At 42.4% G+C, this 13,597-nt stretch carries 13 protein-coding genes; 10 read left to right on the top strand and 3 right to left on the bottom strand.

Annotation, left to right across the window (positions count from 1 at the left end; genetic code table 11):
• Nucleotides 1-8 precede the first annotated feature (8 nt).
• Nucleotides 9-1,292, bottom strand: a complete 1,284-nt coding sequence (locus RBH88_RS08510) for an MFS transporter (protein WP_307879542.1) — start codon at nucleotides 1,290-1,292, stop codon at nucleotides 9-11.
• A 129-nt stretch (nucleotides 1,293-1,421) separates the two neighbouring features.
• Between RBH88_RS08510 and RBH88_RS08505 the strand changes: the two genes are divergently transcribed.
• The 10 genes from RBH88_RS08505 to RBH88_RS08460 all read left to right on the top strand — a co-directional run bounded on the left by RBH88_RS08505 (nucleotide 1,422) and on the right by RBH88_RS08460 (nucleotide 11,957).
• Complete coding sequence (locus RBH88_RS08505; RefSeq protein WP_213690941.1) at nucleotides 1,422-1,922, top strand: dCMP deaminase family protein; 501 nt, start codon at nucleotides 1,422-1,424, stop codon at nucleotides 1,920-1,922.
• A gap of 30 nt (nucleotides 1,923-1,952) precedes the next feature.
• The gene (locus tag RBH88_RS08500; protein ID WP_213690917.1) at nucleotides 1,953-2,528 is read left to right on the top strand and encodes an HDIG domain-containing metalloprotein; all 576 of its coding nucleotides are present in this window, start codon (nucleotides 1,953-1,955) and stop codon (nucleotides 2,526-2,528) included.
• A 114-nt stretch (nucleotides 2,529-2,642) separates the two neighbouring features.
• Complete coding sequence (locus tag RBH88_RS08495; RefSeq protein ID WP_213690918.1) at nucleotides 2,643-3,278, top strand: response regulator transcription factor; 636 nt, start codon at nucleotides 2,643-2,645, stop codon at nucleotides 3,276-3,278.
• On the top strand, nucleotides 3,275-4,651 hold the full coding sequence (locus tag RBH88_RS08490) for a sensor histidine kinase (RefSeq protein WP_213690919.1): 1,377 nt from the start codon (nucleotides 3,275-3,277) through the stop codon (nucleotides 4,649-4,651). The genes RBH88_RS08495 and RBH88_RS08490 overlap by 4 nt, the downstream gene beginning before the upstream one ends.
• 38 nt (nucleotides 4,652-4,689) lie before the next feature.
• Entirely contained in the window at nucleotides 4,690-6,300 is a 1,611-nt protein-coding gene (locus RBH88_RS08485) for an MBL fold metallo-hydrolase RNA specificity domain-containing protein (RefSeq protein ID WP_213690920.1), read from the top strand.
• 86 nt (nucleotides 6,301-6,386) lie between these two features.
• Nucleotides 6,387-7,901 carry a hypothetical protein gene (locus tag RBH88_RS08480; RefSeq protein ID WP_213690921.1) on the top strand — a complete coding sequence of 505 codons (1,515 nt, stop codon included), beginning with the start codon at nucleotides 6,387-6,389 and terminating at the stop codon, nucleotides 7,899-7,901.
• A 37-nt stretch (nucleotides 7,902-7,938) separates the two neighbouring features.
• Nucleotides 7,939-9,222, top strand: coding sequence for a tyrosine--tRNA ligase (gene tyrS, locus RBH88_RS08475; protein ID WP_213690922.1), 1,284 nt, complete (start codon nucleotides 7,939-7,941; stop codon nucleotides 9,220-9,222).
• Between the two features lie 5 nt (nucleotides 9,223-9,227).
• On the top strand, nucleotides 9,228-10,124 hold the full coding sequence (locus RBH88_RS08470) for a hypothetical protein (RefSeq protein WP_213690923.1): 897 nt from the start codon (nucleotides 9,228-9,230) through the stop codon (nucleotides 10,122-10,124).
• A gap of 2 nt (nucleotides 10,125-10,126) precedes the next feature.
• The gene (locus RBH88_RS08465; protein WP_213690924.1) at nucleotides 10,127-10,987 is read left to right on the top strand and encodes a lysophospholipid acyltransferase family protein; all 861 of its coding nucleotides are present in this window, start codon (nucleotides 10,127-10,129) and stop codon (nucleotides 10,985-10,987) included.
• Nucleotides 10,988-11,036: 49 nt separating this feature from the next.
• Complete coding sequence (locus RBH88_RS08460; protein WP_213690925.1) at nucleotides 11,037-11,957, top strand: hypothetical protein; 921 nt, start codon at nucleotides 11,037-11,039, stop codon at nucleotides 11,955-11,957.
• 43 nt (nucleotides 11,958-12,000) lie between these two features.
• On the opposite strand, the gene RBH88_RS08455 is transcribed toward RBH88_RS08460, so the two are convergent.
• Nucleotides 12,001-12,654, bottom strand: coding sequence for an amino acid ABC transporter permease (locus RBH88_RS08455; protein ID WP_213690926.1), 654 nt, complete (start codon nucleotides 12,652-12,654; stop codon nucleotides 12,001-12,003).
• Nucleotides 12,654-13,430 (bottom strand): amino acid ABC transporter ATP-binding protein, encoded by a 777-nt coding sequence (locus RBH88_RS08450; RefSeq protein ID WP_307879541.1) that lies wholly within the window; start codon nucleotides 13,428-13,430, stop codon nucleotides 12,654-12,656. The genes RBH88_RS08455 and RBH88_RS08450 overlap by 1 nt, the downstream gene beginning before the upstream one ends.
• Between the last annotated feature and the right edge of the window lie 167 nt (nucleotides 13,431-13,597).

Here is a 13,597-nt window from a genome sequence, read left to right as displayed (position 1 = left end):
AAAAATGCTTATAAAGAATTTTGGAGCGATGCATTTTTGATACCTCGCATTACATTAACTCCAAAAAGAATAATGGCTCCTATAATAAATGTTATGCTTATAACAGCGATGCCCATTCGACTTGATCCTGTAATATGGGTAATGAAGCCAAAAAGTGCAGGCCCCATTACTCCTGCAAATTTACTTGAAATGTCGTAGAAGCCAAAAAACTCGGCACTACGCGAAGGAGGAACAAGACTGGCGTATAAACTTCTGCTTATAGCCTGCGTTCCACCCTGAACTGTTCCTACGGCAAGAGCTAAGAGCCAAAAATGCCATGCTTTTGATAAAAACAGGGCGCCTATAGAGATTAAAACATAGCCGCTCAGCCCTGTAAGAATAGCCTTTTTGCTTCCGACCTTTGAAGCGAATTGACCGAAGAAAAGGGAAAACGGCACGCCTATAAATTGGGTCATAAGAAGCGCTCCTACGAGGTGAAGCTTGGAAATACCTACATTGGCACCATAGATGGCAGCCATCCGTATCATGGTGCCAATGCCGTCATTATAAAACCAAAAAGCTATAAGAAATCTGAATAAGTCGCGATATTTTCTAATTTCAGAAAATGTTTGTCGAAGGCGAAGCCAGGCTTCTCCTGCAATCCATTTATGACGCCTGTTAATAGGAGGTTTCGCGTAGGGCTCAGGTACAAAAATAAAGAGAGGTATAGAGAAAAGTCCCCACCAAAGAGCTACGGAAAGAAAAGAGAGCCGGGGGCCGAGTGTTCCTGGAAAGATAGAGATCATAACTAGATTGATGGCTAACAATATGCCACCACCTAAATATCCAAGGGCATAGCCTTGAGAGGAAACCATATCTATTTCATTAAGAGGAACAATGTGAGGCAAGAGAGAGTCATAAAAAATCATAGAGGCTGAAAAACCAATTGTACCTAGAACCATAAAAAAAAGCGCGGCTTTCCAGTGACCGTGTTGTACAAAAAAAAGTGCAGCTGTAGAGATAATCCCCAATAATGTAAAGAGGCCCAACATCTTTTTTTTCTTTTGGCTGATATCTCCAATGGCACCGAGGAGAGGTGCGACGATGGCGCTGCATAGTAGGGCTAAAGCAGAAGCATATCCCCAATATACAGTGGAAAGATTGCCTTTAAGAAAGGGTGTCGCAATTTCTTTGAAATAAACAGGAAGTATGGTTGCCATGATTGTTGTTGCAAAAGCCGAATTTCCGACATCATAAAGGCACCATGATGTTGTTTTTTTGTCTTTGGGAAGTATCCGCCTCAATTTTTTCACGAAAGTCCTCCTATAGAGGGAATATAATTGATAGTACCATAGCGACGGATGACAGTGCAGATATATTTTGAATGATATAATGTCGATTAATTGAAAACTTTAAACACTTTAAACATTATGGAGGTTATGATGACATTTCATCGTCCAGATTGGGATTCGTATTTTATGATGATTGCTGCGGTGGCAGCTACTCGGGGAACATGTTTACGGCGAAAGGTCGGGGCTGTTATCGTTAAAGATCTTCAAATTATCAGTACTGGTTATAATGGAGCTCCCAAAGGATTACCCCATTGCTCAGAAGTAGGGTGTTTAAGAGAAAAATTAGGTATCCCTTCAGGAGAACGACATGAGATATGCAGGGGATCCCATGCAGAAATAAACGCAATTGCCCAAGCGGCTGCTGTAGGAACTAGTACCGAGGGTGCGGTTCTCTACTGTACCCATGAACCTTGCTCCTTTTGTACCAAGGCCATTATAAACGCGGGTATCCATCGGATTGTCTTTGTGTTCGGGTATCCCGACCCATTGGCGGCTCAAATGCGCCAAGAAGCAAAATTGGAAGTATGTCAGCTTTCTGAGGAAGTTTTTCAGGAGATGGATGGAGCTCTCAAAGCCTTCTTGGATCAATAAGGTTAGAATATAGATTAGGAGGGGAATATTATGACATTTACTCGTGAACAGGCTATGGAACATTTGAGAGAATATAACAACGAAGACGCTCACATTAAACATGCTCTGGCTGTTGAAGCGACCATGAAATATTTCGCTAAAAAAGCTGGAGAGGACGAAGAGAAGTGGGGGCTTGTCGGTTTGCTTCATGATATTGATTGGGAACAGACTGAGCAAACGCCTGAGAAGCACACCCATCTTGCAGCTGAATGGCTCAAGGCAAAGGGATATGCTGACGATATTATCAGAGCTATTCAAGCCCATGGTTGGGGAATAACGTCAGATGTGGAACCTCGTTCTCTTATGGAGAAGACACTTTTTGCCGTTGACGAGTTGACTGGTCTTATTATTGCTGCAGCCCTTGTTCGACCTTCCAAGTCTCTTCAGGATCTTACCGTAAAGTCAGTAAAGAAAAAATGGAAGGATAAGGCATTTGCGCGGGGTGTCGATCGTGATGTAATCCAAAAGGGAGTAGATTTGCTCGATATGAATTTAGAAGAAATGGTTAACGGAGTTTTAGAGGCACTTCGTCCCATCGAGCAGGAACTCGGATTGGGGTTAGCGTAATAACGGCGGAGCTATAGTTCAGTCAATTCGCTGATTGTCAAATAAGGTCGATTCGCTATTATAAAAGGGAATCAAAAATATTAAGCGAGATATATAGACCTTGGAGGGAGTACTATGACAATACGTGTCATATTGGCAGACGATCATCCCCTTACCAGAGCGGGTCTTTCTGCGTATCTTCAACAAGAGAGCACCATAGAGCTTGTTGGAGAAGCAGATGATGGGGAAAAAGCGTGGAAGCTTATTAATGAACTTAAACCAGATGTAGCTTTGCTTGACATACGAATGCCAGGTGAAGATGGTGTTTCTATAGCACGACGTATTAAAGAAGAGAAGCTTCCAGTTATTCCGGTAATGCTTACCTCTTATGATGCTCATCAGTATGTTGTTGCATCTTTGCGGGCAGGGGCTCGCGGATTTGTTTTAAAGACTGCGACGCCACAAGATTTAATTCGAGCTATTCAGACTGTAGTACAGGGAGGGCTTTACCTTGACTCTGAAGTTGCTACAGTTGTGGGTGAGCGAGAGCTTGTGCCAGAGTCTCTTTCTGCAAGAGAAAGGGAAGTTCTCGTTTTGGCATCGAAGGGATTGTCGAGCAAAGAAGTAGCAGGAGAACTTTTTATTAGTGAGCGAACTGTTCAAACTCACCTGGCTTCCATTTACGACAAACTTGGAGCTCGAAATAAAACGGAAGCGCTTCTTTTAGCGCTGAAATATGGTGTTGTTACTCTTGAGGAATTGCTGGAATGAGGCGTCATCTGCTCTTGCTTCTTGTCTTGGCCATTACTTTGCCGACCATGGCTGTTCTTGTAGTTTCAAGTGTTGCTATGATTCATCAGGAATGGGCTATGGAGGCTGTTACCCATTCATATGTTGAGGATTTGGCTGAGAATGTAGCATCATGGCTTAATCTCGAACCACCATTGTGGGGGGGAAGAGATTCTTTTTCATCGATAGTAAAGAAACTTCGAGTCTTTTCGTGGGGGCCTTCTTTGCCTGGATGGGTGGCTGTAATAACGTCAGAAGGAAAAATCTTGATGGCTTCTCCTGGCGTTAGCAACTTGGCAGCCATCTGGGACCCGCGTATCCCTATAGGGCGTGCGGTAGAGGTTCGTGATCGCCAGGGAGATCGCTATACAATAGCTGTGTATCCTTTAGATGGGGGCAACCATCTAGTTATTGCTGCTGTGGCGTGGCGTCAGCTTATCGGTCCAATGCTTCGCTTTGGGCATATTTGGCCTGTTCTCATCGTGCTCATGACACTGACCACTCTTATTGCCGTATGGGCGATGTGGCACTGGTTGATTCTTCCTCTTCGAAAAATGGTAATAGAAGTTGATTCTCTCATCTGGGGAAAGGAATTGCCAGAACAAGATGATCCGCAAGCAGTCTTTGAACTTGGACGTCTTCGCAGAGCACTTTACCGTCTTGCCAAAACAGCTATTGAGCGTGACGATTTAAGGAATCGTTACGTTCATGATGTTGTAAGCGTGCAGGAAGAAGAGAAGAAGAGGATAGCCAGAGATATTCATGATGGCCCGCTGCAGGATATTACGGCGATGATCCAGCAGATGCGTCTTTTCAATATGAATTCGTGTCCCTCTGGAGAGACGTCTCATTTAAAATTGGCTGAAGAAGCGGCTCAGATAGCCGTAAGGGATTTGCGGGAACTTTGCGATGAACTTTCACCTCCATGGCTTGATCTCGGTTTAGAGCATGCTCTTACAGAACTGGCCGATCGTTTATCTAGGCATAATGCCATTGATGTGACAATAGATGTAGACGAGCAGATATACATGCCGTCGGAAGTTGTGTTGGCCTTCTTCAGAATATTTCAAGAGGGTGTCTCGAATGCTGTGCATCATGGAAGGGCGACGCAGGTAAAGGGAGAAGTAAGCCAACTTGATGATACGACAGTGATGTTTGAAATTCAGGATAACGGAAAAGGTTTTGAACCTAATAAAAGCTATGAAGAACTTCGTCTTAACGGTCATCGCGGATTAGCGAACATTATGGAACGTATAACGACGCTTCGAGGTGAATTTGAAGTAGAGTCGGTACCAGGCAAAGGAACTCTTTTGCGTTGTCTTGTACCTATTGTACAAGACAACGATGAGAATTAGGATTAGGAAGGGAGGCAGGCCCATACGGGGCGAACAGTATGAGATTAAAAGTTCTAGGCGCAGCAGGAGAAGTAACTGGTTCGAACTATTTGCTTGAATGTGGATCAAGTCGAGTATTGATTGATTGCGGTATGTATCAGGGAAAAGGTGACGACGAGAAAAATAGAGCACAGTTTGATTTTGTTCCTTCGAGTCTTAACTCTGTTTTGCTTACCCATGCTCATATAGATCATTCTGGGCGAGTTCCTCTTTTAGTACAGAAGGGATTTAAGGGAAAAATTTGGGCGACACTTCCTACTGTGGAATTAGTCAGTGTCTTATGGCAGGATTCAGTTCGCTTAATGAAGGAAGAAGCGGCATGGAAGACTCGAAAGAACGAACGAAAGGGACTACCTCCTGTCGAGCCACTCTATAAAGAAGAAGATGCCCAAAAGGCTGCTCATCTTTTAACTCCGGCTACATACGACGATAAAATTGAAGTGGCACCTGGCATTACCGTTCGTTTCCGTGATGCAGGCCATATTCTCGGAAGTGCCATTATAGAAGTCTGGATGGAAGAAGATGGAAAAGAAGTAAAAGTTGTTTTTAGCGGAGACTTGGGGCCTCAACAGACAGTAATGGAACGCAACCCTGCAGATATTTCACGGGCTGATTATGTCATTATTGAATCCACATATGGAGATCGATCGCATAAATCGAACAAGGAAACACGAGAAGAATTCAGACAGGTCATTACGGAGGCGTTAAAGTCTAAAGCCAAAGTTATGATCCCTACATTTGTTGTTGATCGGGCACAGCGTCTTCTTTACGAAATGATGTTGTTGCAGAAAGAGGGTATTTTAAGAGACAACGTTCCCATCTTTTTTGATTCCCCCATGGGAGTCAAGGCGACGGAAATTTATAATAGTCATTTAAGCCTTCTTTCCGGGGAGATACAGAATCATGTAAAACAGGGAGATGATCCCTTTACTCCGAATCAACTTCATTATGTAGAAAGTGTTGAAGATTCGCGGAGAATTAACGATATAAAGCACGCCATTGTTTTGGCCGGAAGTGGAATGTGTAACGGTGGACGAATAGTGCATCATTTAAAGCATGGAGTATGGAACCCCGATAATAGAATTATCTTTGTGGGGTATCAGGCTCGTGGAACATTGGGTCGTCGCATTATCGATGGTGAGAAGATACTTCGAATAGCCGGTGAAGAGGTTACAGTAAATGCACAACTTCATACTATAAATGGCTTTTCTGCTCACGCAGATCGGGAAGATCTTTTAGCATGGGCTGGAAATTTCGAAACATCGCCTGTCTTTTTTGTAACCCACGGCGAACCCAAATCATCCCAGGCTTTAGCAGCATCTCTTCAGGAGAATAATTTGAAAGCAGTTGTCCCAGTTATTGGTGAGGAGTTTGAGTTGACACCGCAGAAGGATATAACCACGTCGGTTATTTCTCCTATTTGTATAGAAAAAAAACGTTGTGAGGAAGTTAACACTCTTCTTGCCAATATTTCAGGATTAGCAGCGTCTATTCGAACAAAAGCAGATAAGGCAGAAGATCCGGGAGATTTAATTCCTTTGCTTCAATCTACGGTTGTTCTTCTTGAAACAGTTAGTCAGAAAGCGGGAATTGTAGAAGAAAAGGAATAGGATAAACTGGCTTCTCTGGCTTTTAAGCCGTTTAGAGCTTATGATACACTTATAGTCTTATTTTTACCGCAGGGAGGGAGAATACTATGCGGAAAGGACTGTTTTTTTGGAGTGCTTTCGGACTCTGTTTTGCAATCATTGCCCTTGTCATTTTTTTAGTAGGTAAAGAACCTGAACAACGATCCATAACAGAGTCTATTCCTGTTCCTGAAGCATCATCTCCCTATGTTTATCTAGAGGGAGACGGAGCCTCGTTCAAATTTGATTTTCCAGAAGAGCTTCTTGAAGAGTCTGGACAGGCTCGTCCATTTTTGTTGGCCGTTCAGGGTGTTTCTCCCATTCTTTCATTTTCAAAGGATAGCGCATGTCTTGTTGCTTGGGATAAAAACGAACCTCATCTTTACGCTTCGGCTCTATTCAGTGTCTCTGTTACGGAAAATTTAAAGAAGGCTGAACTCCCTGCCGAATGGAAAAATCTTGAAGAAAGACTGACCTTAAGTAAAGATGAAAATAATATAACCCTTCTGACATGGAAAAACGGAATTCCTTCTTTATACATGGATGTTGATGGTGGACTTTCTCTTCTTTCGACATCAAAAGAAGGACTTCAACTAATGAAAGATGTTCTTCACAAGACTAAAGAGAATTTGGATATGGAATGGAAGGTCTCTTCTGATTGGAAAAACCATTTCCGTTTTTACGACGGGGGGTTGCTCTCTCAGCTTCTTTCGTTAGATGGAGTGAAAGTATCGCTTGTCCCCTTTATTTTTAATGCATCATGGTACAAGAACGATGAAAAGGGAGAATTGAGTTGGAAAACATCTGGTATAGACGGTGTTATTCCCGCTACCCTTTATGAAAAACTTATGCCAATTCAGTGGAATCAGAGAATAATTGCCCCCGAACCTCTTCTTTTAGCGGCAGGTATCAATATTCCTGATATCCGAGAAACGGAAATGGCAAGTGAGTTGGTTAAGGAAATGCCAGAAGAATTTCCTTTTTCTGCTGAGGAACTCTTAACGTTGCTTCATGGACCCGTATGCCTTACAGTCGCAGGTAATAGTAAGGTTATTTTCTTTTCTTTGCCAGGCTTTGTTTTACAACTACCAGATAGAGGAACAGCGGGCGTAAAGCTTGTGAACGAATTCTGGTCGCAGGAGTGGAGAATGCTTGTTCCGTCAATAGAAAGCCTGGAAGGGTTTCATACAGGGGGAACCGCCAGCGTTCCTTTCACTATTTTGGGAGCGGCAAGAGATGACCTCGCAGTTCTTGGCATTATTCAGAAAAGTGATATAAAGGTTGAGAAAAAGATCAACAACGCTATCCCTTCCCTTAAAAATAGTGGTGGAGCCTTTGCTTGGGGGTACGCTCATGGGGAACGTCTTGCAGATGCCCTTGATGTTGTTGCACGGGCGAGTGCTATGGCAGACAAGTTGGGAAGCGATGTAGGGATCAATGCAGATGAATTGACGAAAGCAGCGGAAGAGCTGCGTCAAGTGGGAGAAATTTCATTAGTGATGCCTACAATTGATGAAGGTTCCTTAAAGTGGACAATCCCACAAGATACAGACGAAGAATCTGAAGAAAAAACAGAAATGTAAAATTATTGAATTATATAAAACGGGAGGATATGTATCGATGGTCAATGCTTTCCGCGCTCTAGAAGAGCGAGGTCTAGTGGAATGGTGTAGTCATCCAGAAGATTTGGATGCTTTTTTTAACACGGGAGAAAGGATTACAGCGTATATAGGTTTTGATCCTACAGCTGACAGCCTTCATGTGGGACATCTTATTCCTATTATGACTCTGAGCTGGTTGCAACGTATGGGACATAGACCTATTTGTCTGGCCGGTGGAGGAACTGGAATGATTGGAGATCCATCAGGGAAAAGCAAAGAAAGAAATCTCCTTTCTCCAGAAGCTGTTCAGGAAAATATTAAAGGTGTAAAAAAACAGCTCGAGCATTTTATGGATTTTGATTGTGGTGAGAATTCCGCCATTATCGTTAATAACTATGATTGGCTGAAAAGTATTTCCTTTCTTGATTTTTTAAGAGACGTGGGAAAATATTTTTCAGTGAATTATATGATTAATAAAGAGCACGTAAAGTCTCGTCTCAACGATCCTGAGAAGAGTATCTCATATACAGAATTTTCTTATACTCTCCTGCAGGCTTTTGACTTTATGCATCTGCTTGAGAGTTACGGATGTCAAGTTCAAATGGGTGGAAACGATCAGCAGGGGAATATAGTTTCTGGCATAGATCTTATTCGCAAAAGAAAAGGTGAACAAGTTTATGGGTGGACCAACCCCTTGCTTTTAACATCTTCAGGAACTAAGTTCGGGAAGACAGAAGGTGGAGCAGTCTGGCTTGATCCTAAACGAACATCTCCATACCGATTTTACCAGTTCTGGATTAATACTGAAGACGAGATGGTCGAAAAACTTCTTAAATTCTTCACGTTCTTGCCTTTGGATGAAATTAAAGCAATTATGGAGAAACATGCTGCTGCTCCTGAAAAACGTGAGGCACAAAAACGTTTAGCTTGGGAAGTAACAGCTTTGGTTCATAGCTCTCATGCAGCTGATACAGTTGCGCGAGCAAGTGAAATTCTCTTTAGCGGAGAAATTACGCACGAAGACATGACGGAAGAAATGATGGAGATGCTTGCAGAAGAGGTCCCATACGAAACTCTTGATGTTGCTCTTCCTGTTGCGGTAGTAGATATCCTTGCTTCTGTAGGAGCATGTAAGAGCAAGGGGGAGGCTAAGCGTCTTCTTCGTGGTGGCGGAGTATATATTAACGGAGACAGAATTGAAGATGAAGCTGCTTCTATTGATGAAGATCATCTTATTGGCGGTCGCCATATCTTCGTTCGTCTCGGTAAAAAAAGATTTTTCCTTATTGAGATAAAGAGGTAGTATTTTTGTCACCAATATGGTTTCTTTCTCAAAACTTTCCAACGTGGGAACTTGCGATTATTTATTCCTTCGCTCGGAATATGAGAGAACGTGGAATAGCTCTCTCTATATATGCGGAAGAAGAATTAGATAGATCTTTCATATCAACAGAATGTTGGTCTTCTTTAACGGAGAGAGAGAAACTTTGGGTGGCGCTTTCTCAAGGTAATGTATGGCACTTTTGGGGAGGAACTCCATGGTGGGGTTCCTTCCTTTCCCTTCGTTCTCGTTTATTTTATGGATTATGCGAAAAAACAGTACCTTCAAGAGGAACTCATTTAACATTCTTCTCTTCTGATGAGGATGAAATGAGTACATATATTCCGCCTATTTTTGAATCGAAGATTGCTTGGACAATGTCTGAAAGAAATAGTTGTGAAGGAACTCCTTCTCTATACATGGCAGGTTCCCCTCACAAAAAAAATCGTTGGTATAAAAATGTTTTATCTGCGTGGGAAGCCCCTCTTTTTAAAATTCCCTTTCCTGAAGCGAATATGTGGCCAGGTAGAATCTTTCCCAATTCTTCTCTCGTATCATCTTATATGGGGCAACGAGGTGGTGCGCTTTTACTGTTATCTTCTTCTCCTTCACTTGCTTTGTTGGCGGCTCATGCGACCATATTGGGGGTTCCTATTATAAGTACCCCTTCGAAGCGCCTTGATGAGCTTTTGAGCAGGGAAGGTTATATAACGATAACATCTCAGGAAAACGAGAGGGAACTTCTTCATACTCTCCAGAGTGCTTTTGATTCTATGGGGAAAGAACATGCCCTGAAGGGGAGAAATTATCTTCTTTCTTCATGGGCAATTGATAGGGGGCTTCAGGCCCTCATGTCACTTTATTCTCAGGAAGACGGTGTATAAAGGTGAGTTCAGGCTCTTATTTATTGGAATTGTTTCAAAAATTTACTGCTCAAGGATGGAGAGCTCACGTTACGGCCAGCCTTTTGAACGGACTTCTTCGAGGGTTTCATCCCAGGAAAGCTGTTGCTCTCGAAAATATGTCAAAATCATCTTTCCCTCACGAAGAGGGATGGAGAGATAAAACTCTTTCTGGCGTGTATCGTCATATTGCCTGGACTGTTACAGAATTTTTAACGTTAGTTGATAATCCAGCAGATGTTCTCGATTGGGTAGTAGACGTTGAAGGTGAAGAAATATTAGAGCAGCTGGCCAAAGAGAATAAAGGTGCTGTTATTCTTACAGGGCACCTGGGTAACTGGGAACTTTTGGCAGCATGGTTATGTCAACGGGGCTACCCTCTTTATGCCATAGTAAGAGATCCAGACGATGAAGACGTAGCAGATGTTGTTGAAAAGTATCGTTCCCGTGTTGGTCTTCAGACATTGAAGAAAAGATTTGTAATGAAAGAAGCTGTTCGTTTAGTACAGAATGGTGCTTTTTTAGGAGTTTTAGCTGACCAGGACGGAGGGCCTTCAGGGATTGCCTCAACTTTTTTAGGGCAAAAATGTACGACTGTGAACGGGCCTGCTGCAATATCTCTTATGGCTAACGCGCCTATCGTTCCTGTAATTTCATATCGTGTTTCACCTTTTAAGCATCAGATTATAATTTCTCCGCCGTTGTGTCTGCCTACAGAGGGGAAAAGGAAAGAAAGAATAGAGAGTATCACTCATATGGCAGATGAGACTCTTGAAAAAATGGTATGCAGGCATCCAGATCAATGGCTTTGGCTCCATCGTCGTTGGCATACCCGTTTACCTTGATAACGTTATCCCCTCGTGGTATGCTTCTTTAGGAAAGGAGGGGATTTCGGTGATCTATGAATTAATGTCTACTGGTAACATTGTAAGGCTTCCAGATGCAATGACTATTTCTGGACTACCGAAGATAGAAGCTCCAAACGTTGTTCTTCTCCTCCCGTACAACAGGGTTTTAATAGGAACCTCATCTTCTTTAAACCTTGAAAAGTGGGTGTGGGGAAAAATCGGAGAAGAACAAATGGCAGAGGTGTTTTTGTATCAGAATAAGCCTCTGATATTGTCTGTAGAGGGTCTTCGTCCCATTTCCCTTAGCGAAGAAGTTGTCGCTGAGCTTCGTAAATTGTTACTTTCGCAAACAGAGCCTCCTGGCGAACATATGCCTGCGGTTTTGATTCTTAAAGGATTGCTTCGTAACGAAATGGCTGATGTTATAACAGAAGAAACGCTCAAAGATGAGCAGTTTATTTTAGATCTTATAGAGCGAGATTTATCTGTAAAACAAGCCTACTGGGGTATACGTTTTGCCTTGGCGAGAAATGATTATACGTCAGTTGCCCGTATAAAGGCATGGCTGAAAAGTGTTGGAAGCCTTTTTGATGAAGTTGCACAAGGAGTACATTTATGGTTCTCCTTAACAGATTTGCCTGGCCGAAAAGAATTGGCTGATCTGGAAAATTTGTCCTTTACTCTTGATGATCTCCAACGCATGAATTCTCAACGTTCTCGACCTGTAGTGTTATTTAGCCGTTCTGGTTATCTTGTTCTTTCTGAGCAATCTTTCGAGAAGTCTGAGACAGTATTCAGAATTTGGCTCTATCTTCCTCTTCACCTTTGGAATGAACTTCGTGAAAAGAGAAAACTTTCTATACGGGAAATAATATCTGCTTCTTGGGGGTATTTAGAGGCGAAAGAAGCGATGAGGGAAATGGAACTTTACGGCAAACGAAGAGAAACAACAACATATCCGCATTAAAAAAGCGAGGAAAAGTTCCTCGCTTTTTTCTTCTTTTATGATTTTAATTAACTTGCCAGTGTTTCTCAAGAAATTGAAGTGCAATACTTGTACAGCTTGTTAAACAGAGATAGATGAGTCCCACCATAATGAAAGTTTCAAAAGAAGCATAGGTAACACTTCGAACCTGTTGCCCTACCATTGTCAATTCAGCAATGGCGAGTGTAGATAATAAGGATGATTCCTTTATAAGAGTGACGAATTCATTCCCGAAAGCCGGAAGCATATTTCGTATAGCTTGAGGAAGAATAATGTGTCGCATTGTTCTGAAGTACGAAAGGCCAAGGACCTGAGCGGCTTCCCATTGTCCCTTAGGCACAGCTTCAATTCCTCCTCGTACTATCTCTCCGACATAACCAGCTGAATTAATAGACAAACCTATAATGCCAGCAGCAAAAGCCGGAAGATTAATTCCGAGAGATGGTAATCCGAAGTAAATGAGGAAAAGTTGTATGAGCAACGGTGTTCCTCGGATAACATAAATGTAAGCTGCAGCAATACTTTTAAGTGGTTTAAAGGGCACAACGCGAAGAGCACCAATCAAAACACCAATAATTGATCCAAGTAAAACAGCAAGGATTGAAGCTTTTACTGTAAAGAGGGCACCTGTTAAAAACATATGCCAATAGGGAGTTATTGACGTGAAATCCAACATCATTAGTATGCACCTCCCTGATTTTTTGTAAGATCTTCCCCGAAGTGGGCCAGCATCCTTTGCAAGAACACTTGTGTTCTCGGATGAGAAGGATTCACCATAATATCTTTTGGTGATCCTTGTTCAACAATATTTCCATCTGCCATAAAGACGATTCTATCCGAAACATCTTTAGCAAAGAGCATCTCGTGGGTAATAATGACCATTGTCATTCCTGTCTCTGCAAGTTGAGCAATAACATCAAGAACTTCCCCAACCAACTCGGGGTCAAGGGCGCTTGTTGGCTCATCAAAAAGCATTATTTTAGGTTGCATCGCAAGAGCTCGAGCTATAGCTACCCGCTGTTGCTGGCCTCCTGAGAGCTGAGTAGGCTTTGCACTTACTTTATCTCCAAGGCCGACTCGTTCGAGAAGACGGACGGCTAAATCTTCAGCATCACTCTTTTTCATTCCCTTAATCTGTATAGGGCTGAGCGTAACATTATCCAAAACTGAAAGATGAGGGAAAAGGTTAAATTGTTGAAAGATCATCCCTACAAGATTTGCTACTTCTTTGTTAGAATGTTTACCGTTGTCTATTCGTTGTCCGTAGAGATATATTTCTCCATCATTAATATCTTCAAGACGGCAGATACAACGGGCGAGAGTGCTTTTCCCAGAGCCGCTTGGCCCGATAACAGAAACAACTTCACCTTCACCTACGGAGAGTGACACTCCCTGTAGAACGTGAAGGTCTCCAAACGATTTATGTAAATTTTTAACTTCGATTGCAGTTTGCAACAATCGTCACCTCCTGTTTGTCGCGGGAATTATAACTCAACTTTAGGTTACTGGCAAACATTTTTTTGAAAAATAATTGAAAAAATAAAATAATCCGGTGTATCACGAACAATTCATTGAGGAAAAAGTAGTATAAAAACATAAAAAAAAGGGGCCCTTTGGCCCCG

The sequence above is a fragment of the Aminobacterium sp. MB27-C1 genome (assembly GCF_030908405.1).
GTDB lineage: Bacteria > Synergistota > Synergistia > Synergistales > Aminobacteriaceae > Aminobacterium.
Note: the sequence above shows the minus strand (reverse complement) of the source record. Positions and strands in the feature narration are given on the sequence as shown.

Coding starts and splice junctions, on each gene's coding strand:
- tyrS (WP_213690922.1), top strand. CDS start 7,939: ATGGTCAATGCTTTCCGCGCTCTAGAAGAGCGAGGTCTAGTGGAATGG.
- RBH88_RS08480 (WP_213690921.1), top strand. CDS start 6,387: ATGCGGAAAGGACTGTTTTTTTGGAGTGCTTTCGGACTCTGTTTTGCA.
- RBH88_RS08495 (WP_213690918.1), top strand. CDS start 2,643: ATGACAATACGTGTCATATTGGCAGACGATCATCCCCTTACCAGAGCG.
- RBH88_RS08505 (WP_213690941.1), top strand. CDS start 1,422: ATGACATTTCATCGTCCAGATTGGGATTCGTATTTTATGATGATTGCT.
- RBH88_RS08455 (WP_213690926.1), bottom strand. CDS start 12,654: ATGATGTTGGATTTCACGTCAATAACTCCCTATTGGCATATGTTTTTA.
- RBH88_RS08490 (WP_213690919.1), top strand. CDS start 3,275: ATGAGGCGTCATCTGCTCTTGCTTCTTGTCTTGGCCATTACTTTGCCG.
- RBH88_RS08485 (WP_213690920.1), top strand. CDS start 4,690: ATGAGATTAAAAGTTCTAGGCGCAGCAGGAGAAGTAACTGGTTCGAAC.
- RBH88_RS08500 (WP_213690917.1), top strand. CDS start 1,953: ATGACATTTACTCGTGAACAGGCTATGGAACATTTGAGAGAATATAAC.